Source organism: Acidovorax sp. FG48 (assembly GCF_057809085.1).
On record NZ_JBMDJH010000010.1, the window covers coordinates 60,792 to 84,103 of the forward strand.

Here is a 23,312-nt window from a genome sequence, read left to right on the forward strand (position 1 = left end):
CACCATGAGCGGATGTGGAACCGGGAGCTGCGGATGCGGCTCCACCGACAGCAGCGTGGCAGCAGCCCCTGCCAGTACGCTGACCCCCACGCAGACTGCGGCCTACGAGGCCCTGTTGGCCACGATGGCCGATGCACCCGTGCAGGCGATGCCCGTGCCCGCAGCAAGTGGGCCAGTGGCCGTGGCTGACATCGCACGCATCAACGGCGTGGCCCTCAACGCCCCGCACGAGTTGCTGGACGAAGAGGCCCTGCGCCAACGTGCCTGCACCGAGCTGCTGCGCCAGGCGGCCCAGCAGGCGGGGTTGCTGTCGGCCGACGATGTGCCGGGCGCCCTGGGCGCTATCAGCACCGAGGCTTCCAACGCCATCGAGCAGTTGCTGGACCGTGAGCTGCCCGTCCCTGATCCGTCAGAGGAAGCTTGCCGCCGCTACCACGAGGCGCACCCTGCAGCGCACGCCCAGGGCGAGCGCGCACAACTGCGCCACGTGCTCTTTGCCGTGACGCCGGGCGTGGACGTGAAGCAGCTGCGCCTGCGGGCAGAGGCCATGCTGATCGACTTGCGCTGCGCAGACGATGGCGGTGCCAAGTTTGCCGAGGCCGCCGCCCAGTGGTCCAACTGCCCCAGCGGCCAGCAAGGCGGTGACCTGGGCTGGCTCACCCGCGCCGACTGCGCGCCAGAGTTCGCCCGCGAAGTGTTTGGCAGTGCCGAGATCGGTGTGCTGGCCCGCCTGGTGCACAGCCGCTTTGGCCTGCATGTGGTGGAAGTGGTAGCGCGTGAAGCGGGGCAACAGCCCGCGTTCGAGGACGTGCGCCAGGCCATCGCGCTCACCCTGCGCCAGCAGGCCTGGGTGAACGCGCTGCGCCAGTATCTGCAACTGCTGGCAGGTGCTGCGGTGGTTGAAGGGGTGGCGCTGGACGCGGCCGAATCGCCGCTGGTGCAGTAATCGCGCCGCACACCCAGTGAGCCCTATTGCTTCATCCCCTCATCGCCTCATTGCCCGCCCATGCCCGACGAGTTGCTGGACCGTTTGCGCCGCTTTCATGACGACGCCTTTCCCCAGTACCGCCAGCAGTTCCAGGCGCTGGTGGACGAGGGGCAGCATCCCACCACGCTGTTCATCGGGTGCTCCGACTCCCGGCTGGTGCCGTACCTGCTGACCGGCGCGGGGCCGGGCGAGCTGTTTCTGGTGCGCAATGTGGGGGCCTTCATCCCGCCCTACGACGGATCGCACGGCCACCATGGCACCACGGCGGCCATCGAATTTGCAGTGCTCAACCTGAAGGTGCGCCGCATCGTGGTGTGCGGCCACAGTCACTGTGGGGCTATCAAGGCGATGTATGGTGAGGTCTCGCCCGAGGCCCCCAACCTCAACCGCTGGCTGGACCTGGGGCGGGAAGCCCTGCTGCCCATGCAGCCGGGCCCCGAGGTGTTGCGCCGCACCGAGCAGCGCGCGGTGGTGCTGCAGCTGGAGCGCCTGATGGAGTACCCCATGGTGCGCAGCCGGGTGCAGTCGGGCCAGATCAGCCTGCACGGATGGCATTACGTGATCGAGGATGGCGAGGTGCATGTTTTTGATGTGCAGACCGGCGGGTTCGTGCCCGCCTCGCAGTCGGACCACAGCGGTACCGGCCCCTACCAGCCCTATGTGGAGCATGACGGCCAAGTGCTGGTGGACGAGTGATCGGTCCCTGCTTGCCAGGAGCCGGCATTCGGAGTGGAATGAGCGCTCCTTGACCGAACGCAACCCCGTTTCAGCCCGCAACCCAAATCATCGGCCCCCATGAAACGCGAACCCCAGCCCCCTCTCCACCCCACCGCTTCCCTGCAGCCCATCAGCCTGGATGTGCTGAGCGAGAAATACCTCAAACCCGGCGAAACCACGCCCGACGAGCTGTACCAGCGCGTGGCGCGGGCCCTGGCTTCGGTCGAAAAGCCGGAGCTGCGCGCAAAGTACGAGTCCTTATTCCTCGCCAACCTGAAGGCGGGCGCCATCGGCGCGGGCCGCATCATGAGCGCGGCGGGTACCGACATCCAGGCCACCCTCATCAACTGCTTTGTGCAGCCCGTGGGTGACTGCATCCAGGGCGTGGACGACGAGGGCTTTCCGGGCATCTACGAAGCGCTGCGCGAGGCGGCCGAGACCATGCGCCGTGGCGGTGGCGTGGGCTACGACTTCTCGCGCATCCGCCCCAAGGGCGCACAGGTGAAGGCCACGGCCTCCATGGCGTCGGGGCCGTGCAGCTACATGAACGTGTTCGACCAGTCCTGCTCCACCGTGGAGAGCGCGGGCGCTCGCCGGGGCGCGCAGATGGGCGTGCTGCGCATCGACCACCCGGATGTGCACGAGTTCATCACCGCCAAGCGCACACCGGGCCGCTGGAACAACTTCAACGTATCGGTCGGCGTGTCGGACGCGTTCATCCAGGCCGTGCAGAACAACGCACCGTGGGAGCTGGTGCACAAGGCCCGCCCCGGCGCCGCCCTGCTGGCCCAGGGCGCCCACCAGCGCGCCGATGGCCTGTGGGTCTATGCCACCGTGCAGGCGCGCGAGCTGTGGGACACGATCATGAAGTCGGCCTACGACTTTGCCGAGCCGGGCATCCTGTTCCTGGGCCGCATCAACGAAGACAACAACCTGCATTACTGCGAAGACATTGCTGCGACCAACCCGTGCGGCGAACAGCCGCTGCCGTCGTACGGCTGCTGTGACCTGGGCCCCATCATCCTCACCCGCTTTGTGCGTTACCCCTTTGGTTTTGGGGGCGTGGCCGCGTTTGATTTTGACGCCTTCACCCAGGCCGTGGCGCTGCAGGTGCGGGCACTCGACAACGTGCTGGATGTGACCTACTGGCCGCTGCCGCAGCAGCGCGACGAGGCCATGGCCAAACGCCGCATTGGCGTGGGCTTTACCGGCATGGGCAACACGCTGGCCATGCTGTGCCTGCGCTACGACCTGCCCGAGGGCCGCACCATGGCCGCGCGCATTGCCGAGTGCATGCGCGATGCTGCCTACGCTGCGTCGGTGGACCTGGCGCGCGAGAAGGGCGTGTTCCCCAAGTTCGACGCCACCGGCTATCTGGCAGAGGGCACCTTCGCCAGCCGCTTGCCAGAGTCGCTGCAGTCGGCTATCCGCGCGCACGGCATCCGCAACAGCCACCTGCTGTCGATTGCCCCCACGGGCACGGTGAGCCTGGCCTTTGCCGACAACGCCTCCAACGGCATCGAGCCACCGTTCTCTTGGATGTACAAGCGCAAGAAGCGCGAGTCGGACGGCAGCACCACCGAATACGCGGTGGAAGACCACGCCTGGCGCCTGTACCGCGAGCTGGGCGGCGATGTGAACGCGCTGCCCGACTACTTTGTCTCGGCCCTGGCCATGTCCGCGCAGGACCACATCGCCATGATGGAGACCGTGCAGCCCTTTGTGGACACGGCCATCTCCAAGACCGTGAACATCCCGGCCGACTACCCGTACGAGGACTTCAAGGACCTGTACCTGCAGGCCTGGCGTGCGCGGCTCAAGGGCTTGGCCACCTACCGGCCCAACAGCATCCTGGGCTCGGTGCTCGAAACGCATGCAGAACCTGCACCAGCGCCTGCCGCCGTGGCAGCGCCTGCGCCCGCCGCGCCGCCCGTGGACCCGATGCGCACCGTGATCGAGAGCCGCCCGCAAGGCGGTCTCTCGGCTGTGGCCGAAAAGCTCGAATACTGGACGCAGGAAGGCCACAAGACGCTGTACCTCATCGTGTCCTTTCTGCCCGTACCCACGGGTGTGGGCAACCGCACCGTGGACCGTGCCATCGAGTTCTTCATGCCCGTGGGCCAGAGCGGCGAGTCGCAGCAGTGGATCACCTCCAGCATGCGGCTGCTGTCGCTGGCCGCGCGCGGCGGCTTTTTGGAGCGTGCGCTGTCGGACATGCGCAAGGTCGCCTGGGACCGGGGCCCCGTGCGCCTGGGCACCCACCGCAAGGACGACGGCACGCTGGTGCCCATGTGGCACGACTCCGAGGTGGCGGCCATGGCCTACGCCATCCAGAACATCCTGGCGCGCCGCGTGGCCGACCCGGTGCAGCAGCAACTGCCGCTGGACGAGCCCACGCCACCGCCTGTGGCCGTGCCCCAGGCCATGGCGGGCAAGAAGTGCAGCGAGTGCGGTGCCCATGCGGTCATCCGCAAGGACGGCTGCGACTACTGCACGCAATGTGGGCACCTGGGGAGCTGCGGATGAGCCGTGGCAGCCTACACGGCCTGTCCCGGTGTGCCTTGTTGTTGACGCGGTAAGCATTCCGAGGATTTCCCCATGTCTGTGATTCCCTGGCCGTTGAACCCTTCGTCCCGTGCGCAGCCGGCTGCGGCGCGGGCCAGTGCGCCGGACGATGTGGCCGGGCTGGCGGCAGCGCTGATCCAGTCGCGCCAGACCATCCTGCCCAAGCGCCTGGGCGGCCCTGGCCCCAGCGCGTCCGAGCTGGCGCAGATCCTCCAGGCCGCAGCCCATGCGCCAGACCATGGACAGCTGTTGCCCTGGCGCTTCATCCTCGTGCCGCAGACCGCACGTGCGCCATTGGCCGATGTGTTTGCGCAAGCCCTGCTGGAGCGCGACCCTGCTGCGACCGCCGAGCAGGCCGCGCAGGCAAGCGAGAAGGCGTACCGCTCTCCGGTATTGCTGCTGGCCGTGGTGGATGCGGAGCGGGGCGACGCCGAAATCGATCTGGCCGAGCGCACCGTCTCTGCGGGCTGTGCCGTGCAGAACATGCTGCTGATGGCGACGGCGCAGGGCTACGGCTCCGCGCTGACCAGCGGCAAGGCGCTGAAGGCGCCCAGCCTGCGGGCCTTGTTCCAGCTGGCTGCCTCCGAGCAGGCCCTGTGCTTCATCAGCATTGGCACCGTGCTGTCGCGCAAGGCGGTGCGTGCACGCCCGGCGGCCGGTGCCTATGTGAGCACGCTGGATGCCGAGCGGGGCGTGGTGCCCGGTTTTTGAGGTGCGCTCGTGGCCCCCAACCTTTCATTGATTGCGAGACCTTTGCATGGATATTTCCAGTTTTGACGACCTGCTGCAGGCTGCACGCATGCAGCCCGAGCCACAGCGCCTGCTGTTCGTCTTCGCGGCGGTGGAACTGCCCGATGACGCCACCCCGGCGCAGCGTGCGCGCTTTGAGGCCGGGCAGGGCGGTGCCCTGGTGCCGCTGATGTGCGTGGACAAGACGCCACAGGAGCTGGCATCGTTTGACGCGCTGGTGGCCGAGGCCCGCCAGTTCACCGCCCCAGGCCACGACTGGGCCATCGTGTTTGCGGCGGCGATGTCCGGCACGCTGAACAAGCCTCCCACCAGTGCCGACGCTGAGGCGCTCTTGCAGCGCATGGTGGATGCCATCAAGGGTGGTGCGCATGGGGCGTTCATTCCGTTCGACCGCCAGGGCCACCCTGTGCGGTTTGGCTGAATCGGGCCATGGCACGGGCTTCCGCACCTGCGTCCGCACCCGCATCTGCTGCTGTGCCACGGCATCTGCCCGGCTTCAGCGCGCCTGCCGTGGGTTTTGAGCAGCCGTTTGCCATGCTGGAGGCCTGCCACGAGCGCGTGCAGCGCACGCTGGGGTTGCTGGGCCGCTTGCGGGAGCATGTGCGGCAGCAGGGCGTGGACCACGACGCACGCCAGGCCGCGCGCGATGTGCTCCGCTACTTCGATATCGCGGCGCCGCTGCACCACCAGGACGAAGAGCTGCATGTGTTCCCCCTGTTGTTGGCCCAGGCCACGCCCGAGGTCCAGGCGCTGGTCACCCGCCTTCAGCAGGACCACGTGGCCATGACCGCCGACTGGGCGGCGGCCCGCGCCGGGCTGCAAGCCTTGCTGGACGAAAACGCGACCGGCTTCACGCCCCAGGACGAGGCCGCGCTGGACCGTTTTGCCATGCGGTATGACGCCCACATCGCCGCCGAAGAAGGCATGGCCTACCCCGCCGCTGCCGCTTTGCTGCCGCCTGCCGCCCTGGAGGTGATGGGGCGTGAGATGGCAGCGCGGCGGGGTGCTGCCTGATTGCTATTAAAAATATAGCTGCTTGGGCATATTCGACTAGCGCATCAGGCCGCTGGGGCTGAAATTTTGCTGTTTGCCACCCGTCAGGGCGCCTGAGCACCCGGTGCAAGGTGGCCGTTGCCCGGTGGCGATGCCTGCCGTTCCGTCTGGGCAGCGCCTGCACGGCGGCCAGGGCGGTAGGTCGCGCGATACTGCGGGGTTGGGCGCGCCTCCCGCCGCGTCCGTCTGTCCGCCTGCCTGCCTGTCGTTCTCCGTATGCGCCCCCTTTTCATTGTTCGCACCGTGGCCACCCTGGCCCTGGCGTCGGCCGCTGCTGCTGCCTGTGTGGCCTTGCAGACCCCGCTGCCCTGGATGATCGGCCCGCTGCTGGCCACCTCGGTCGTGTCGATGGCCGGCGGCCCCACCGAAAGCTGGGGCCCGCTGCGCAATGCCGGGCAATGGACCATTGGCGCCGCCCTGGGCCTGTATTTCACGCCCCAGGTGGTGGCGTTGATTGGTGGGCTGTGGTGGGCCATCGTGCTGGGCATTGTGTGGGCGCTGTTCCTGGGCTGGCTGTTTGGCGCGTGGCTCTACCGCGTGCATGCGCCCCGCATGCACGGCGTTCCTGCACCGATGCTGCGCGCCACCAGCTACTTTGCCGGCGCGATTGGTGCGGCGTCCGAGATGACCTTGTTGTCCGAGCGCGAAAACGCGCGCACCGACCTGGTGGCCGCCAGCCACAGCCTGCGGCTGCTCATCGTCACGGTGACCATTCCGTTTGCGCTGCAGTTCAGCGGCCTGCACGGCCTCGATATCCTGCCGCCCACGCTGCGGGTGGTGAACTGGCCGGGGCTGGCGCTGATGGCGCTGCTGACCGGGGCCGGGGCGCTGCTGATGGACCGGCTGGGCCGCGCCAACCCGTGGTTCATGGGGGCGATGCTCGTGTCCATGGGCTTGACCATGGCTGGTCAGAGCCTGTCGGCCGTGCCCCAGGGCATGGTCAACGCCGCGCAGCTCGTGATCGGGGTGAGCCTGGGTGTGCGGTTTCGCGCGGAGTTCTTGCACACTGCGCCGCGTTGGCTGGCGTCGGTGGCGCTGGGCACTGTGGGGCTGATGGGCGTGTGCGCCCTGTTCGCCGGTGCCCTGGCCTGGGCCACGGGGCTGCCCTGGGTCACCTTGCTGCTGGGCACCTCGCCCGGCGGCATCACAGAAATGGCCATCACGGCCAAGGTGCTGCAACTGGGCGTACCGGTGGTTACGGCGTTCCAGGTGTGCCGGCTGATTGCGGTGCTGATGCTGGTGGACCCGCTGTACCGGCGAATCTATCCGCCCAGCGCGCCCGAAGGCGCGGCGGGCTGACCTAAGGCACGGGCCTTGGTCGTGGCGTCAGTGCACCACCACCGGGTGTTGTGCCAGGCCCGCGTAGCGGTCCAGCGCGTCTTCCACTTCTTCCTGGGTCGGGGTTTCGCGCTGCCAGGCCAGGATCTGTTCCTGAAACATCTCGGCCCAGGAGCCGTCCAGGTACACCTCCTTGCCGGAGCGCTTGTCCACGATCTCGAAGCCGTGGCGTGCAAGCTGGGGAACGGCGGGGGCAGTGTCGTTGAGCACCTGGGTGCTCTTTTTCTCCACGGCGTCGGGCAGCATATGGACCACCACGAAGGATTCTGAGTCGTAGAGCATGTGCATCGTGTTCCCCTTGTCGATATAAACGTCAGATGACAGCGGGTGCGCAGAGTTCAAGGGCTTAGAACCTGTTCAAAGTCTTTTTGGAGATTGCATTGAAGTGCAATCGGGATGAGTGGATGCTTCGGATGCGCCGCATGGGCTCGTGCCCATGCAAGCAGCCGGGGCGTCCAATCGCCCGATTTCACTCCAACCCTTCGGGCAAGTGCCTTGCCGGGCGGTCCGCGGCGTTGCGGCGCTTGTGGATAGCAGGGCTATCCACTGCGCCCCGCGCCTTGCATCCCATCCCGGCAAGGGATTTGTGCAACTCCAAAAAGACTTTGAACAGGTTCTTGGGTAAACCACGGCTTTTGTCCCCTGCTGCGTTGCAGTATTTCATGAAAAACGGAGCACGCCGGGTTCGTGGGGCTTTTTTGCCCGGATGGCGCTTGGGCGCAACACTCCGTGCAGCGCAAACGATCGCAGGCAATGCTCAGGGCGGGCCGCTGGTACGCAGCAGCAGGTCGGCGAAATCGCCGTTGGCCTGGGTGAGCTTGATGCGCACGGGCAGGTAGCCCAGCCCCGGGGCCACCCAGAGTTCGGCCTTCTGGTCGTAGTCCTTGCGGGGCAGGCGCAGCAGCTTGAGGGCGGGCGTGGATCCTGCGGGCAGATCCAGGGTTTCGGGGCCTTCCACGGTGAAGGTCCAGCGGTCGGCGCTGCGGGCGCTCACCGTGGTCAACGTGATCTGGGTGCCGGGCACAAATCGGCCCGGGTCTGCGGCCAGCATCGCGCCCAGCTGGATGAACAGGCTCAGGCGGTCTTGCACGCCCGGCCCTGCCGCCGCGTCGGGCGCGTTGGCGCTGAAGGTGACGCGGCCGTTGGCGTAGTCAAAATGCGCGGCCTGCTCGCTGCGGGATTTGTCGGAGAACTTCTCGGGCAGCAGTCCTTGCTCCGTGACCGTGCCGACGCTGCGCTGCGTGCGGGTGCCCACCAGAAAGGCGCTGATCTCCTGGCGCGCCTCGTAGCGGTTGCCGTCGTGCTGCCACAGCAGCTCGGCCCGGGCACTGTAGGCGAATTTTTTGGCCTGGCCGTTCACATCAAACGCGAGCCGCGTGGGGGCGGGCATGCGTACGGGCGGCGGTGGGGCGCCGGCACTGCGACCGGTGCCTCCGGGCGGGCGGATGTCCACGCCCGTGCCGGTTTGGGTGTCCTCGGTGGCCGGCTCTGCAGGGGCGGCGGGAGCCGATGCTGCAGGTGCGGGCGCCGGAGCGGTGTCGTTGGCAGGCGCCTCGGGGGTTGCGCTGGCCACGGTGGTTGCGGCACCAGTGTCTGCAGGCGCCTCGGCCTCTGCGACGGGAGCCGCTGTCGGTGCGGGTTCGGGACGGTCCTGGGCCGCAGGGGCCGTGGGGCGCGTGGGGACGTGCGCCTTTTTGCGGGGCGCAGGTTGCGGTGCAGCAACGGGCACGGCGGTCACGCCGGGAGGTGCAACGGTTGGTGGGGGCGGCGCGGGTGCGATGCTGCGTGTGCTGAACACTTGGCGGGACGGCTGCGCGGGGCTGTCCCAGGCCAGGGGCACGCCGCTGAGCACCAGCCAGTGCAGGGCCAGTATCAGGGCCGTGATGAAAACCAGCGCGCGCCGTGGCATTTTGTCCGTGTGTGGCGGGGCCGTCAGGCGCTGCCCGCGCCCAGGTCGCAGGACAGCTGGGCCGCCGCCGCGCGCAGCGGTGCATCAATGGCGCCGCCCCATTCAGGGTCGAAGGTGGCAATCGAGCCCAGCGTGGTAATGCCCAGCTCCAGGTGGCCGTCGGCGTCGAACACCGGGGCGCAGAAGGCGACGATGCCGGGCAGCAGCGTGTCCACCACGCGGGCGGCGCCTCGCTCGCGCACCTCGGCCAGCAGGGTATTCACTTCGGCCATGGTGGCGGGCAGGTCGGTGCGGCGCATCTTGACGGCGCGGGCCAGCTCCTCTGTCAGCAGGGGTGCCACTACCTCTGGCGACATGAAGGCTGCAAAACACCGCCCCGTGGCCGACGACAGCAGTGGCATCACGTCGCCCAGGCGCAGGTTGGCGGTGACAGCCTGGGGCGATTCCTCCCAGTGCACGATGGTGGGGCCGTGGTTGCCCCACACGGCCAGTGCCAGCGTGTGGCCGATGGTTTCCATCAGTGCCGGCATGCGCTCGCGGGCCAGGCGCACGCCATCGAGCCGCGTCAGCGAGGCCAGCCCCAGCTTGAGCGCAGCCGGGCCCAGGTCATAGCGCGCGGTGCGCGGGTCTTGCGTGACCAGGCCCAGGCGCTGAAAGCTCACTAGATACCGGTGCGCCTTGGCCGCGCTCATGCCTGCCGAGGCGGCCACGTCCTTGAGCATTAGCGGTCCGCGCGAGCGGGTCAGCCCCTCCAGCAGGGCAAAACCCACCTCGACCGATTGAATTCCTGCACGTTCTTTGTCCATGTGCACTAAAATTTGCGAGTTTTGTTTAGTTAAATCAATTTACCCAAGCGTAATTTTCGCTAGCGGTGCCCATCAACCCTTCTGAGACAAAGGTCCTGCCACCATGAAACTCGCTACCTACAAAGACGGCTCGCGCGACGGCCAACTGGTTGTCGTCTCCCGCGACCTGGGCACGGCCCATTATGCGACCGGCATTGCCAGCAAGATGCAGCAGGTGCTGGACGACTGGGGCTTCCTGTCGCCCCAGCTGCAGGACCTGTACGACCAGCTCAACAGCGGCCGCGCACGCCACGCTTTCCCCTTCGACCCGGCCCAATGCATGGCACCGCTGCCCCGCGCCTACCAGTGGGCTGACGGGTCTGCGTACATCAACCACGTCGAACTGGTGCGAAAAGCGCGCAACTCCGAAGTGCCCGAAAGCTTCTATACCGACCCGCTGATGTACCAGGGCGGCAGCGACGACTTCATCGGCCCCTGCGACGATGTGGTGGTGCCCAGCGAGGCGATGGGCATCGACTTCGAGGCCGAGATCGCCGTCATCACCGGCGACGTGAAGATGGGCACCAATGCCGACCAGGCGCTGGACGGCATCCGCCTGGTGATGATTGCCAACGACGTGAGCCTGCGCAACCTGATCCCGGCCGAGCTGGCCAAGGGCTTTGGCTTCTTCCAGAGCAAGCCCGCCACCGCCTTCGGCCCCGTGGCCGTGACGCTGGACGAGCTTGGCGATGCCTGGGACCACGGCCGCGTGAACTTGACGGTGCAGTCCACCTGGAACGGCCGCAAGGTCGGCATGTGCGATGCGGGCCCCGAAATGACCTTCCACTTCGGCCAGCTGATTGCCCACATCGCCAAGACACGCAACGTACGCGCCGGCTCCATCGTGGGCAGCGGCACCGTGAGCAACAAGGGCGTGGAGCAGAACGGCCGTATGGAATGGCCCAAGGGCTACAGCTGCATTGCCGAAAAACGCTGCATCGAAACCATCCAGGACGGCAAGCCCAGCACCGAGTTCATGAAGTTCGGCGACACCATCCGCATCGAGGTGAAGGGCAAAGACGGCGCTAGCATCTTCGGTGCCATCGACCAGACCATTGCCGCACCGGCCGCCTGAGGCCGCGCAGCGCAAAATCTGAATAAAACCGGCTGCATGCGCTAGTTGAATATGCGCTGGCAGCTATCAAATTCATAGTATCAAGGAGACAACCCCATGCAACGCCGTACCCTCTTGTCCGCCCTGGCCGCCGCAGGCGCCACCACCGCCGCGCCCTGGGCCGCCGCCCAGTCCGCCTGGCCCGACCAGCCCCTGCGCTGGGTGGTGCCGTACCCCGCCGGTGGCGGCACCGACGTGCTGGCCCGTACCGTGGCCGAGGCCATGCGCCAGACGCTGGGTCAGCAGATCGTGGTGGACAACCGCCCCGGCGCGTCCACCAACATCGGCGGCCAGATGGTGGCCACCGCCAAGCCCGACGGCAACACCTTCATGTCGGCCGACAACGCCATCCTGGCCTACAACGAACACCTGTTCACCAAGCTGCCGTTCAACCCCGAAAAGGACTTCACCTACGTGGGCGGCATCAGCCGCTTTCCGCTGGCACTGGTGGTGAACCCTGCGTTTGAAGCCAAGACGGTGAAAGAGTTTCTGGCCTACGCGCGCGCCAACCCCGGCAAGCTCAACTACGCCTCGCCGGGCAATGGCTCGCCACACCATCTGGCAATGGAGATGTTCAAGAACCGCACCAAGACCTTCCTCACCCACATCCCCTACCGTGGCGCCGCGCCCGCGCTGCAGGATGTGATGGGTGGCCAGGTGCCCTGCATGTTCCTGGACCTGGCCGCCGGCCTGCCCGTGATCACCTCGGGCAAGGTGCGAGCGCTGGCCATCGGCTCGGCCAAGCGCGTGGCCGCGTTGCCCGACGTGCCCACGCTGGCCGAAGCCGGTGTGCCCAACACCGAGGTGTTCGCGTTCCAGGGCATCCTGGCGCCCGCCGGTCTGCCCGCTGCCATCACCACACGTTTGAACACCGACCTGAACAAGGCGCTGCTCAACCCCGCCGTGGTCAAGCGCATGAACGACTTTGGCATGGAAGCCCTGCCCGGCACGCCCGAGCAGTTCCGCGCCATGGCACGCGCCGAGTCCAAGCGCTGGGGCGAGATCATCAAGGCGGCGGGTGTGAAACTCGACTGACCCCCTGAGCGGCTGCGCCGCTTCCCCCCACGGGGACGCAGCTGGTGGCCTGGCAAAGCCAGTTCCACGGGTGCACACGCTGGGGGAGGCGCCCTTTGCGGGGGGTGTGCTGCGGTGTTGCTTACTCCGGCAGGTGGCACACGGCTTCCACGTTGTTGCCTTCGGGGTCGATGACAAAGGCGCCGTAGTAGTGCGCGTGATAGTCGGGCCGCAGGCCCGGGGCTCCGTTGTCTTTGCCCCCGGCTTCCATGGCGGCGCGGTAGAAGGCATCGACCTGGGACCGCGTGGTGGCCCGCCACGCCAGGTGGCAGCCCGTGGTCGCGGGCGGCCCACCGTAGGGCGAGGGGCCGTCAATGAACCACACATCCGCCTTCTTGCCGTCGGGCTCGGACGGCGCCGGGTAGGCAAAGCCCAGCATGTTCGAGCCGTAGTTGCCCTCAAAACACAGGCTGTAGCCCAAAGGCGCAAGGGCGGCGGTGTAGAACGCCTTGGTGCGTGCGATGTCGGTGACGCGGAAGGTCATGTGGTCCAGCATGGGAGGTCTCCTCGGGTTGTGGACCCCGTTTTATACCCGAATAACTGTTTATAAATACAGTATTTTCAACCCGATACACAAGCCACAGCGCTGATGATGCGGCGCCCCTGCGGGGCCCGCAGTGCTTCAGGCCCACCCCTCCAGCACGAGCTTGCCCCGCGCCTTGCCGCTCTCGATGAGCGCATGTGCGCGCTTGAGATTCTCGGCATTGATGGTGCCAAAGCGTTGGTCCAGCGTGGTGCGGATCAGCCCGGCGTCCACCAGCTGCGCTACCTCGGTCAGCAGGCGGTGCTGGCCGATCATGTCGGCGGTGCCGAACAACGCACGCGTGAACATCAGCTCCCAGTGCACCGACACCGACTTGCGCTTGAACTTCGTCACGTCGAGCGACACCGGGTCGTCGATCAGTGCGAACTGGCCCTGGGGCGCGATGGCCTCCACGATCTGGTCGAAGTGTGCTTCGGTCTGCGTGAGGCTCACGATGATGTCCACCGTAGGGTGGCCGATGCGGGCCAGCTCCTCGGTCAGTGGCTTGCTGTGGTCGATGACGTGGTGGGCGCCCAGGTCGCGCACCCACTGCTGCGTTTCGGGGCGCGATGCGGTGCCGATGATCGTGAGGCTGGTCAGCCGCGCCGCCAGCTGCGTGAGGATGGAGCCCACACCGCCGCTCGCGCCAATGATGAGCAGAGTCTTTTGTGTGGGCTGCTTGCCGGGTGCCACACGCAGGCGGTCAAACAGCAGCTCCCACGCGGTGATGGTGGTCAGCGGCAGCGCGGCGGCCTCAGCAAAGTCCAGCGACTTCGGCGCGTGGCCCACGATGCGCTCGTCCACCAGGTGCAGTTCGCTGTTGGTGCCGGGGCGGGCGATGGACCCTGCGTACCAGACGCGGTCGCCGGGCTGGAACAGCGTCACCTCGGGCCCCACGGCGCGCACGATGCCGCTGGCGTCCCAGCCCAGCACCTTGTAGTCGGGGCCGTCACCGCTGCGTGAGCTGCTTTTGCGCACCTTGGTGTCTACGGGGTTCACTGAGACGGCATGCACTTCCACCAACAGATCGTGGCTCGTGGCCACCGGGTCGGGCAGGGTGATGTCGAGCAGCGACTCGGGGTGGTCGATGGGGTGAGCGGTTTGGTAGCCAACGGCTTTCATGGGGAGGTCCTGATTGTCAAAGAAGGGTGCCCCGATGATGGGTTTTGCGAAATTGTTTTTAAATGGGGTGCTGATTGAATCCATCTTCAATCGTTGTTTGTAAATAAACCCCTCCGCACCCAAGGCACGCCATGAAAAGCCTGCAAGACCTCGACATCTTTGTGCGCACCGTGGACAGCGGCAGCCTCTCGGCCACGGCGCGTGCGCTGGACCTCACGCCCGCCGCTGCGAGCGCCGCACTCAAGCGGCTGGAGGCCGAGCTGGGCGTGGCGCTGTTCGTGCGCTCCACGCGCAGCCTGCGGCTCACGCAGGAGGGCGCACTGTTCCTGGAGCACTGCCGCCCCGCACTGGCTGCGCTGCAGCAGGTGCAAGGCCAGCTGGCAGGCGGGCGCGCCGGTGGCTTGCGCGGCACGCTGCAGCTGGCCGCGCCGTCGGACCTGGGGCGCAATGTGCTGCTGCCCTGGCTCGATGCCTTCCAGGCCGAGCACCCGGGCATCGACATCCGCCTGCAGCTGGCCGACCGCGTGGCCAACGTCTACAGCGAGCCGGTGGACGCAGCCTTTCGCTACGGCAAGCCGCAGGATTCGAGCCTGGTCGCACTGCCGCTGGCCGCCGACCACCGGCGTGTGCTCTGCGCGGCGCCCGCCTACCTGGCAGCGCACGGCATGCCCGACACGCCCCACGCACTGGCCGCGCACGAGGGCCTGTGCTTCATGCTGGGCGAGGACGTGCACGACCGCTGGCGCTTCTGGGACGCCGCAGGCCAGGAGGTGGTGGTGCGCGTGCGCAGCCGCAACGTGGCCAACGATGGCGATGTGGTGCGCCGCTGGGCCGTGCTGGGCCGGGGCATTGCGTACAAGTCGTACTTTGATGTGGCTGATGATCTGGCCGCCGGGCGGCTGGTGCCGCTGTGCCCTGGCTGGACCACCGAGGCCGTGCCGCTCTTTCTGGTTGCCCCCAGCCGCCGCCAGTTCACGCCGCTGGTGCGGGCGCTGCGCGACTTCGTGGCCGGGCGCCTGCAGGCGCTCATGGATCGGGCGCCACGCTGAGCGCTAGCAGCAACCGCATGCGCTGCGCCGACCTGCCGCACGAGGCTCTGCCAGCAGCAGGGCTATCGCACACGCGACCGGCGCCGCGCACCCGTGCGCCGCACAATCGCGCCCTTGCTGCCGCCACCCTGCGCGGCGCTCCTTGCGCAGCCAAGTGCCCGGTGCTGCGGCAACGCCATTGACGGAGAAAGACGATCATGCTGAATTTCGACTTCCACAACCCCACCCACATCGCCTTCGGCCAGGGGCGCATTGCCGACTTGGCCAAGCTCGTGCCCGCTGCCGCCAAGGTGCTGATCCTGGTGGGCGGCGCCAGCGCCGAAAAGACCGGTACGCTGGCCGAAGTGCGCGCCGCGCTGGGCGAGCGCCAGCACGCCACCTTCAGTGGCATCGAGCCCAACCCGAGCTACGAAACCTCCATGAAGGCCGTGGCGCAGATCCGCGAAGGCGGTTTTGACTTCTTGCTGGCCGTGGGCGGAGGCTCGGTGATCGACGCCACCAAGTTCATCGCCGCCGCCGTGCGTTTTGAGGGCGCCGACCCCTGGGCCATCCTCGAAAAACACGGCCGCAATATCCAGGGGGCGATGCCATTCGGCTCGGTGCTCACGCTGCCCGCCACGGGCTCGGAGATGAACAACGGCGGCGTCATCACCCACCGTGCCAAAGGCGCCAAGCTGTCGTTTGGCAGCGTGCACACCTACCCGGTGTTCTCGGTGCTCGACCCCACTAAGACCTACACCCTGCCGCCGCAGCAACTGGCCAATGGCGTGGTGGATGCGTTTGTGCACACGGTGGAGCAGTACCTGACCTACCCGGTCAACGCGCCCGTGCAGGACCGATTTGCCGAGGGCATCCTGCAGACGCTGATCGAGGTGGGCCCGCGCCTGCTGACAGCGCAAGAGCCCGTGTATGACGACCGTGCCAACCTCATGTGGGCCGCCACCATGGCGCTCAACGGCCTGATTGGCGCGGGCGTGCCGCAGGACTGGGCCACGCACATGATCGGCCACGAGCTGACGGCCCTGCACGGCATCGACCATGCGCGCACCCTGGCCATCGTGCTGCCCGCGCTGCTGAACGAGCGCCGGGTGGCCAAGCGCGCCAAGCTGCTGCAGTACGGCGAGCGCGTGTGGGGCATCACCACCGGGACCGACGACGAGCGCATCACCGCCGCCATCGAGCGCACGCGCGACTTCTTTGAAAGCATGGGCATCGCCACGCGCCTGTCGGGCTACGGCCTGGGCGGCGACACGGTGACCGCCGTGGTGGCGCAGCTCGAAGCGCATGGCATGGTGACCCTGGGCGAGCAGCGCGAGATCACGCCCGCCGTCAGCCGCCGCATCCTGGAAGCCGCGCTGTAATCGGCTGCGGGCTGTGGTGGGGAGGGGGGGCGGGGCGCACATGCGCTCGCCCTCTCCACAACGCATTTCACGCCGCACAGCCGCGTTTCGTCGCAGGGCGCTGGAGCCCGCCGGTTGCGCCACCTACAGTGCCGTCAAGCCGCCCCTCTGGGTGGCATTTGACGAAAGGCGCACCGTGACCCTCATCCTCTTCTTGGCCCTCCGCTCTGCATGGCGCACGGGCCGTGCCCCGCTGCTGGCGGCTTTTGTAGCACTGCTGGCCTGGGCCACGCCGGCATCGGCCCAATACGCCGGGCTGCGCACCCTGGTGGTCCCCGGCGCCGAGCCGGTGACCGTGGCCCTGTTCTACCCCACGCCGGTGGTGGCGCGCACCCAGCCCATGGGCCCGTGGCGGCCCGTGGTCACCCCGGGCGCACCGGTGGCGGCCGTGCCCCTCAAGGGCCTGATCCTTATCTCGCACGGCACCGGCGGCCATGAACTGGGCCACCACAACCTGGCCACGCGCCTGGCGGCCGACGGCTATCTGGTGGCGGCGCTGCGCCACCCGGGTGACAACTGGGAAGACCGGTCGATGATCACCTCCGGCCGGTACTTCAGCGAACGCCCCCGCCAGGTGAGCCGCGTGTTGGATGCCCTGCTGGCCAGCCCTGAATGGGGCCCCCGTATACCGGCCGGGCGCATTGGCGCCGTGGGCCACTCGGCGGGTGGCTATACCGTGCTGGCACTGGCCGGTGCCCAGGCCGAGCCCGCCCGTGCGGCGCAGCACTGCCGCAGCGTGTCGGACGACCCCGGCTTTTGCAGCCTGGGCAAGCTCCCAAGCCGTGCCCAGTCTGTTCAGGCCGCACCGGCTGCTGCAGCGTCCGCGCAGGTCCCCGCCGCCGCGCAGGATGGTCCGCTGGTCTCCGTGGCAGACCCCCGCATCCGTGCCGTGGTGGCCATGGCACCCATGGCCGTGGTGTTCACGCCGGGCAGCCTGAAGGCCATCAGCGTGCCCGTGCGGCTCATGGTGGCCGAGCGCGATGCCGTGCTCACGGGCAAGTACCACGGCGGCTATGTGGCGGCGAATTTGCATGCTGCACAGGCCAGCACGGTGCCGGGCGCGGGCCACTTTGCCTTCATGGCCCAGTCCGTCTGGCCGCTGGCATCTGAGGCGGGAGACGCTGCCGCCAACCCCGAGGGCTTTGATCGCGTGGCCTACCACGCCACGCTGGAGAACGAGGTAGCGGAGTTTCTGGACCGGCAGCTGCGTTGAAGGGCGAAGGCGTGGCACGCACGGCCGCGCCGCGTTGTAAGCCAATGCCGCAAACCTGCCCGCATAGCGGGACAAGATGCGCGACGGCTGCTACGGTGGTGGTTTGGTTTTCCGATCTACCCCCTACAGAAAGCGACCTCCATGGCACACATCCTCATGGTTCTCACGTCCCACGACCAACTGGGCGATACCGGCAAAAAGACGGGCTTCTGGCTGGAAGAGTTTGCGGCCCCGTACTACGTGTTCAAAGACGCAGGCGCGCAGATCACCCTGGCATCGCCCCACGGCGGCCAGCCGCCGCTGGACCCCAAGAGCGACGACGAAAACGCCCAGACCGACGCCACGCGCCGCTTCAAGGCCGATGCCGAAGCGCAAAAGCAACTGGCCAGCACCGTGCCTTTGTCCAGCGTGAAGGCCGGGGACTTTGATGCCGTGTTCTATCCCGGCGGCCACGGCCCGCTGTGGGACCTGGCGGAAGATGCGCAGTCCATCGCCCTCATCGAAAAGACCTTTGCCGCAGGCAAGCCGCTGGCGCTGGTGTGCCACGCACCGGGCGTGCTGCGCCACACCAAGGCGCCCGACGGCTCGCCGCTGGTCAAGGGCAAAAAGGTCACGGGGTTTACCAACAGCGAAGAGGACGCGGTGCAGTTGACCCAGATCGTGCCCTTCCTGGTGGAAGACATGCTCAAGGCCAATGGCGGCGTGTATTCCAAAGGGCCTGACTGGGCGCCCTATGTGCTGACCGATGACACACTGATCACGGGGCAGAACCCGGCATCGTCCGAGCAGGGCGCACACGCGTTGCTGAAGCTGTTGGGGTAACGGACCGCGAAGGAGCCCTGCATGGCCGCAGATCCTGCGCAGAACGGGTGTTTGCGCAGGTTAAGGACCAAAATGGCTGCAAGCGCTAGTAGATATTGTGCTGGCAGCTATTAAATGGATAGCAAGCCGAGCATCTCAAGCCACCCTCAGGCCGTGGTGCTGGCGCGGGCCCCGGCATCCATGCCGGCATCGGCGGCGCTTGCTGCCTCCACCTCCACCAGGCAGTCGTAAAACGTCGGCGCACGGCCCAGGTCGGTCAGCGCCTGGCTGGTCACCTCGTTCACGTTGGTGCCGTTTAGCCCCAGCTTGCGCCACCAGATGCCCAGGCCATTGACCACGCCCGGCCGCGCGCGGCGCGACACGGTGGCGTGGCACAGGTAGCTGCCCCGATCGTTGAACACGCGCACCACGGCGTCGTTGGCAATGCCGCGCGCTTCGGCGTCGTCGGGGTGGATTTCCAGGAGGGGCCGGCCCTCAATATTGCGCAAGCTTGTCACGTTGACGAACGTGGAGTTCAAGAAGTTGCGTGCTGGTGGCGAGATCATCGCCAGCGGATAGCGCGCGTTCGTGCCCTGCAGCTCGTAGTTGGGCAGGTGGTCGGGCAGGCCGTCCAAGCCCTGCGCGGCCAGGCGGGCGCTGTAGAACTCGCACTTGCCCGAAGGCGAGGGGAAATTGCCCTCGGCAAACGGCGCATCGGGCAGCGCCAGCGTGGCAAAGCCCTGGCTTTCGAGCAGTGCGTAGTCCACGGCGTCGCCAAAGGCCTGGCGGCACAGCGCCTCGTCGCTATCTGCAAAACACGGCTCGGTGAAGCCCATGCGCGCGGCCAGGTCGCGGAAGATCTGCGCATTGCTGCGCGCCTGGCCCTGCGGCGCAATGGCGGGGCGGTTGAGCAGCACGTCGGTGTGGCCGTAGCTCAGGTGGATGTCCCAGTGCTCCAGCTGCGTGGTGGCGGGCAGGATGTAGTCGGCGTAGTCGGCCGTGTCGGTTTTGAAATGCTCCAGCACCACGGTGAACAAATCCTCGCGCGCAAAGCCCTGCACCACCTTGCTGGAGTCCGGCGCCACGGCCACGGGGTTGCTGTTGTAGACCACGATGGCCTCGACCTTCGGGCCGAACGTGGGCGAGGCCTCGCGCAGCAGGTCGTCGCCAATGGTGGACATGTTGATGGTGCGCGGCGTCTTGGCGGGCATCAGGTCGGGCCGCTGCAGCACGCCGCGCTGCGCGGGGAACTGGCCCGAGCTGGACAGCAGGACGCCACCCGCGCGGTGACGCCACGCGCCGGTGAGCGCAGGCAGGCAGGCCACGGCGCGCACCGCATTGCCGCCGCCGCGCACACGCTGCATGCCGTAGTTCAGGCGGATGGCGGCGGGCTTCGTCGTGCCGTAGTCCTGGGCGAGCTGGCGGATCTGCTCCTGCGGAATGCCGCACACCTCTGCCGCGCGCTCGGGCGGCCACTGCAGGGCACGCTCGCGCAGTTGCTCCCAGCCGAGCGTGTGGCGGGCGATGTAATCGTGGTCCAGCCAGTCATGGACGATCAGCTCGTGCATCAGCGCCAGGGCCAGCGCGGCGTCGGTGCCGGGGCGTAGCTGAATGTGCTCGTGGCACTTGTCAGCCGTCTCGCTTTTGCGCGGGTCGATGCACACCAGCTTGGCGCCATTGCGCTTGGCCTGTTGCGCGTAGCGCCAGAAATGCAGGTTGCTGCCGATGGAGTTGCTACCCCAGATGAGGATGAGCTGCGACTCGGCAAAAAACTCCACCTTCATGCCCACCTTGCCGCCCAGGGTCTGCACCAGCGCTTCGGCTCCGGCCGACGCGCAGATGGTGCGGTCGAGCTGCGAGGCACCCAGCTTGTGGAAGAAGCGGCGGTCCATGCTCTCGCCCTGCACCATGCCCATGGTGCCCGCGTAGCTGTAGGGCAGGACGGCCTCGGGCGCGCGCGCAGCGATGGATTGCAGGCGCTGGGCAATGTCAGCCAGGGCTTCGTCCCAGGTCGCGGGGGCGAACTGGCCGCTGCCTTTGGGGCCGATGCGCTTGAGTGGCGTGAGCACGCGCTCAGGGTGGTAGCTGCGCTCGGTGTACTTGCTCACCTTGGCGCACAGCGCGCCGTCGGTGTGGCGGTGGTCGGGGTTGCCCTGCACGCGGGTGGCCACGCCATGTTCGTCCACGGTGGTGAGCAGGGCGCAGGTGTCGGGGCAGTCGTGAGGGCAGGCGCCGCGCACCTGAATCAGTGCCGATGGAGGGGATTTAGCGTCAGAAGGCGTGGGCATTCGGGGGCTGGATCGTTAAACTGGCTGTCAGGGTTGGAACAGGCGTGCATATGGGCCCCTGTTTCCACGGGGCTGCCTACCGGCAGTGCAGAGGGGGATGCCCCTTCTTTCTTCTTACAAGAGCAGAGATTTCACCATGAACCAGACAGTATTGGGGCGCAGGCAGTTTTCGGTGGGCATGGGGGCCGTGGCGCTGGGCGGGTTCGGCTTGGCGCGTGCGCAGGGCGAGGGGCGCATCGTGCTGGGGCAGTCGGCGGCCTTCACCGGGCCGGCGGCCCAGCTGGGCGTGCAGTTCAACCAGGGTGCCAAACTCTTTTTTGACCAGCTCAACGCCCAGGGCGGCGTGGGCAAGCGCATGGTGGAGATCCGCACCATGGACGACGGCTACGAGCCCGACCGCTGCGCCGAGAACACCCGCAAGCTGATTGCCGACGAGGTGTTTGCCCTGTTTGGCTACATCGGCACCCCCACCAGCCTGGCCGCGCTGCCGCTGTTCACCAAAGAGAAGGTGCCGTTTTTTGGCCCCTTCACCGGCGCTGAGGCGCTGCGCCAGCCGTTCAACCGGCTGATCTTCCATGTGCGCGCGTCCTACTACGACGAAACCGCGCTCATCGTGCGCCAGCTCACCAACCTGGGGCTCAAGAAGATTGCGGTGTTCTACCAGAACGACGCCTACGGTAAGGCCGGCCTTGACGGCGTGACCCGTGCGCTGGCCGAACTGAAGCTGGCCCCCGTGGCGACCGCCACCGTGGAGCGCAATTCCACCGACGTGAAAGCGGCCGTGGACAAGCTGGTGCCCGCCACGCCCGATGCGGTGGTGCAGATTGCCGCCTACGCCGGCAGCGCTGCTTTTGTGCGCGCGGCGCGCAAGGCGGGTTTTGGCGGCACGTTCTACAACGTATCGTTTGTGGGCACGCAGGCGCTGGCCGACGAGCTAGGCAAGGACGGTGCGGGCGTGGTGGTGTCGCAGGTGGTGCCATCGCCCTACCAGCCCTCGCGCCAGATCACGCGCGAGTTTCTGGAGGCCATCAAGAAGGGCGGCGACAAGGTGCAGCCCAACTACTCCAGCATGGAGGGCTACCTGGCCGCCCGCGTCTTCGCCGAAGGGCTGCGCCAGGCCCAGGCCAACGGCAAGATCACGCGCGATAGCTTTATCACCGGCACCGAGTCCATCGGCAACCAGGTGATCTCGGGCTTTCCGGTGTCGTTCAGCGCCACCAGCCATGCGGCGTCGAAGTTTGTCGAGATGTCGATGCTGACCGGGGACGGCCGGGTCAGGACTTGATCTCTGTTGGGCGGGGGCACGCGCAGGCCCCGCAGCCCTGAAGCGATCAGCCCAGCGTGCGCGTGCGCGCCAGCCCCTGCATGAACGCTTCGCAGCGGCCCAACTGCTCCAGACTCACATACTCATCCGGCTGGTGGGCCTGCTGGATGCTGCCAGGGCCGCACACCACGGTGGAGATGCCTGCGTTCTTGAACAGGCCCGCCTCGGTGCCAAAGGCCACCAGGGTGGTGCCTTTTTCGCCCGACAGCTCCTGCGCCAGGCGCGTCACCGGATCGTCCTTGCTGCCCAGGAAGCTCGGGATCTCGCAGATGGTCTCGAACTCAAAGCCCGCGGCAGGCGCCACCTTCTTCATCGCAGGCTCCAGCGATTTGGCGTAGGCCACCACTTCAGACTGCATCTGCGCGGCGTTGGCCGTGGGCAGGTCGCGGAACTCGTAGCGGAACTCGGCGTCGCGCGGCACCACGTTGTCGGCAATGCCGCCGTGGAACTGGCCCACGCTGCTGGTGGAGAAGGGCACGTCGAAGCCCTCGAAGCGGGGCTCGTTCTTTTCAAAGTCTTCCGCCATGTCGCGCACCCGGCCCACCACACGGGCGGCCATCTCGATGGCGTTGACCGAATGCGGCGTGAGGGAGGAATGCGCCTCCTTGCCGCGCACGCAGCACTTGTAGCGGTACACACCCTTGTGCGCGATGGCGGGGATCATGCTGGTGGGCTCGCCCACGATGCAGGCCAGGGGCTTGATGTTCGCGTCGCGCAGGTCGGCGATGAGTTCCTTCACGCCAAAGCAGCCGATCTCTTCTTCGTAGCTGAACGCCAGATGGACCGCAAAAGGCGCGTCGCTGTTCAGGAACTGCTCTGCGTGCGACACGGCAATGCCAATGAAGGCCTTCATGTCGGCACTGCCGCGCCCGTACAGGTTGCCGTCCTTGACCAGGGCACTCAGCGGGTCCATGGTCCAGTCCTGTCCATCCCACGGCACCGTGTCGGTATGGCCCGAAAGGATCACGCCCGCCGGCTTGCCCTCGCCCAGGGTGGCGAACAGGTTGGCCTTGGTCTTGTCGTCGTTGAAGGTCAGGCGGCTTTTCACGCCCAGCTTGGCCAGGTGGTCGCGGATGAAATGGATCAGCTCCAGATTGGAGTTATGGCTGACGGTGTTCATGCGCACCAGGGTTTGCGCAAGTTCGAGGGCGTGGGCAGAAATCATGGAGTGGCTAGCGAATAACCCGGGTTGGCACGTGTGTTGCTGTCGGGCTAGACTGTGAGATCGTAAGGACACAT

General features: G+C 67.2%; 21 protein-coding genes. 14 read left to right on the plus strand and 7 right to left on the minus strand.

Translation table 11 applies throughout. The annotated features are described in order from the left end of the window. The first annotated feature begins 4 nt into the window (after window positions 1–4). From ACODSU_RS15295 to ACODSU_RS15325, 7 genes are all read left to right on the plus strand, one after another. A complete protein-coding gene (locus tag ACODSU_RS15295) occupies window positions 5–946 on the plus strand; it encodes a peptidylprolyl isomerase (RefSeq protein ID WP_488842922.1) in 942 nt (313 codons plus the stop codon). 60 nt (window positions 947–1,006) lie between these two features. Then, on the plus strand, window positions 1,007–1,684 hold the full coding sequence (locus ACODSU_RS15300) for a carbonic anhydrase (RefSeq protein ID WP_110961660.1): 678 nt from the start codon (window positions 1,007–1,009) through the stop codon (window positions 1,682–1,684). A 99-nt stretch (window positions 1,685–1,783) separates the two neighbouring features. Continuing rightward, window positions 1,784–4,231 (plus strand): adenosylcobalamin-dependent ribonucleoside-diphosphate reductase, encoded by a 2,448-nt coding sequence (locus ACODSU_RS15305; RefSeq protein WP_488842924.1) that lies wholly within the window; start codon window positions 1,784–1,786, stop codon window positions 4,229–4,231. Window positions 4,232–4,303: 72 nt separating this feature from the next. Continuing rightward, a complete protein-coding gene (locus ACODSU_RS15310) occupies window positions 4,304–4,981 on the plus strand; it encodes a nitroreductase family protein (RefSeq protein WP_203422395.1) in 678 nt (225 codons plus the stop codon). 46 nt (window positions 4,982–5,027) lie between these two features. Then, on the plus strand, window positions 5,028–5,441 hold the full coding sequence (locus ACODSU_RS15315; RefSeq protein ID WP_488842926.1) for a ribonucleotide reductase subunit alpha: 414 nt from the start codon (window positions 5,028–5,030) through the stop codon (window positions 5,439–5,441). An 8-nt stretch (window positions 5,442–5,449) separates the two neighbouring features. After that, on the plus strand, window positions 5,450–6,034 hold the full coding sequence (locus ACODSU_RS15320; protein WP_295941902.1) for a hemerythrin domain-containing protein: 585 nt from the start codon (window positions 5,450–5,452) through the stop codon (window positions 6,032–6,034). 255 nt (window positions 6,035–6,289) lie between these two features. Then, window positions 6,290–7,372, plus strand: a complete 1,083-nt coding sequence (locus tag ACODSU_RS15325) for an AbrB family transcriptional regulator (RefSeq protein WP_488842929.1) — start codon at window positions 6,290–6,292, stop codon at window positions 7,370–7,372. Between the two features lie 27 nt (window positions 7,373–7,399). Here ACODSU_RS15325 and ACODSU_RS15330 read toward each other — a convergent pair whose 3' ends face one another. The 3 genes from ACODSU_RS15330 to ACODSU_RS15340 form a co-directional block, all read right to left on the minus strand. Further along, window positions 7,400–7,699, minus strand: coding sequence for a BTH_I0359 family protein (locus tag ACODSU_RS15330; RefSeq protein ID WP_060984226.1), 300 nt, complete (start codon window positions 7,697–7,699; stop codon window positions 7,400–7,402). A 469-nt stretch (window positions 7,700–8,168) separates the two neighbouring features. Further along, window positions 8,169–9,320, minus strand: coding sequence for a DUF3108 domain-containing protein (locus ACODSU_RS15335; RefSeq protein WP_488842931.1), 1,152 nt, complete (start codon window positions 9,318–9,320; stop codon window positions 8,169–8,171). 23 nt (window positions 9,321–9,343) lie between these two features. Then, on the minus strand, window positions 9,344–10,126 hold the full coding sequence (locus ACODSU_RS15340; RefSeq protein ID WP_488842933.1) for an IclR family transcriptional regulator: 783 nt from the start codon (window positions 10,124–10,126) through the stop codon (window positions 9,344–9,346). Window positions 10,127–10,229: 103 nt separating this feature from the next. On the opposite strand from ACODSU_RS15340, the gene ACODSU_RS15345 reads away from it, so the two are divergent. Next, complete coding sequence (locus tag ACODSU_RS15345) at window positions 10,230–11,240, plus strand: fumarylacetoacetate hydrolase family protein (protein ID WP_015012293.1); 1,011 nt, start codon at window positions 10,230–10,232, stop codon at window positions 11,238–11,240. Between the two features lie 96 nt (window positions 11,241–11,336). Then, complete coding sequence (locus ACODSU_RS15350) at window positions 11,337–12,314, plus strand: Bug family tripartite tricarboxylate transporter substrate binding protein (protein WP_110961654.1); 978 nt, start codon at window positions 11,337–11,339, stop codon at window positions 12,312–12,314. Between the two features lie 121 nt (window positions 12,315–12,435). Here ACODSU_RS15350 and ACODSU_RS15355 read toward each other — a convergent pair whose 3' ends face one another. Beyond that, window positions 12,436–12,849 carry a VOC family protein gene (locus tag ACODSU_RS15355; RefSeq protein WP_343736381.1) on the minus strand — a complete coding sequence of 138 codons (414 nt, stop codon included), beginning with the start codon at window positions 12,847–12,849 and terminating at the stop codon, window positions 12,436–12,438. A gap of 126 nt (window positions 12,850–12,975) precedes the next feature. Further along, on the minus strand, window positions 12,976–13,998 hold the full coding sequence (locus tag ACODSU_RS15360; RefSeq protein WP_488842936.1) for a zinc-binding alcohol dehydrogenase family protein: 1,023 nt from the start codon (window positions 13,996–13,998) through the stop codon (window positions 12,976–12,978). A 131-nt stretch (window positions 13,999–14,129) separates the two neighbouring features. Here ACODSU_RS15360 and ACODSU_RS15365 point away from each other — a divergent pair, with 131 nt between their 5' ends. From ACODSU_RS15365 to ACODSU_RS15380, 4 genes are all read left to right on the plus strand, one after another. After that, on the plus strand, window positions 14,130–15,047 hold the full coding sequence (locus tag ACODSU_RS15365) for a LysR family transcriptional regulator (RefSeq protein ID WP_488842938.1): 918 nt from the start codon (window positions 14,130–14,132) through the stop codon (window positions 15,045–15,047). Between the two features lie 197 nt (window positions 15,048–15,244). After that, complete coding sequence (locus ACODSU_RS15370; RefSeq protein WP_476016290.1) at window positions 15,245–16,408, plus strand: iron-containing alcohol dehydrogenase; 1,164 nt, start codon at window positions 15,245–15,247, stop codon at window positions 16,406–16,408. 175 nt (window positions 16,409–16,583) lie between these two features. Next, the gene (locus ACODSU_RS15375; protein WP_488842940.1) at window positions 16,584–17,660 is read left to right on the plus strand and encodes an alpha/beta hydrolase family protein; all 1,077 of its coding nucleotides are present in this window, start codon (window positions 16,584–16,586) and stop codon (window positions 17,658–17,660) included. Between the two features lie 141 nt (window positions 17,661–17,801). After that, entirely contained in the window at window positions 17,802–18,482 is a 681-nt protein-coding gene (locus tag ACODSU_RS15380; RefSeq protein WP_476016288.1) for a type 1 glutamine amidotransferase domain-containing protein, read from the plus strand. A 146-nt stretch (window positions 18,483–18,628) separates the two neighbouring features. Here ACODSU_RS15380 and ACODSU_RS15385 read toward each other — a convergent pair whose 3' ends face one another. Next, complete coding sequence (locus tag ACODSU_RS15385) at window positions 18,629–20,749, minus strand: molybdopterin-containing oxidoreductase family protein (protein WP_488842943.1); 2,121 nt, start codon at window positions 20,747–20,749, stop codon at window positions 18,629–18,631. A gap of 136 nt (window positions 20,750–20,885) precedes the next feature. On the opposite strand from ACODSU_RS15385, the gene ACODSU_RS15390 reads away from it, so the two are divergent. After that, window positions 20,886–22,034, plus strand: coding sequence for an ABC transporter substrate-binding protein (locus ACODSU_RS15390; protein ID WP_488842945.1), 1,149 nt, complete (start codon window positions 20,886–20,888; stop codon window positions 22,032–22,034). Window positions 22,035–22,080: 46 nt separating this feature from the next. Here the strand turns inward: ACODSU_RS15390 and argE are convergent, their stop codons facing one another. Next, the gene (argE, locus tag ACODSU_RS15395) at window positions 22,081–23,238 is read right to left on the minus strand and encodes an acetylornithine deacetylase (RefSeq protein WP_056745734.1); all 1,158 of its coding nucleotides are present in this window, start codon (window positions 23,236–23,238) and stop codon (window positions 22,081–22,083) included. Window positions 23,239–23,312: the final 74 nt, after the last annotated feature.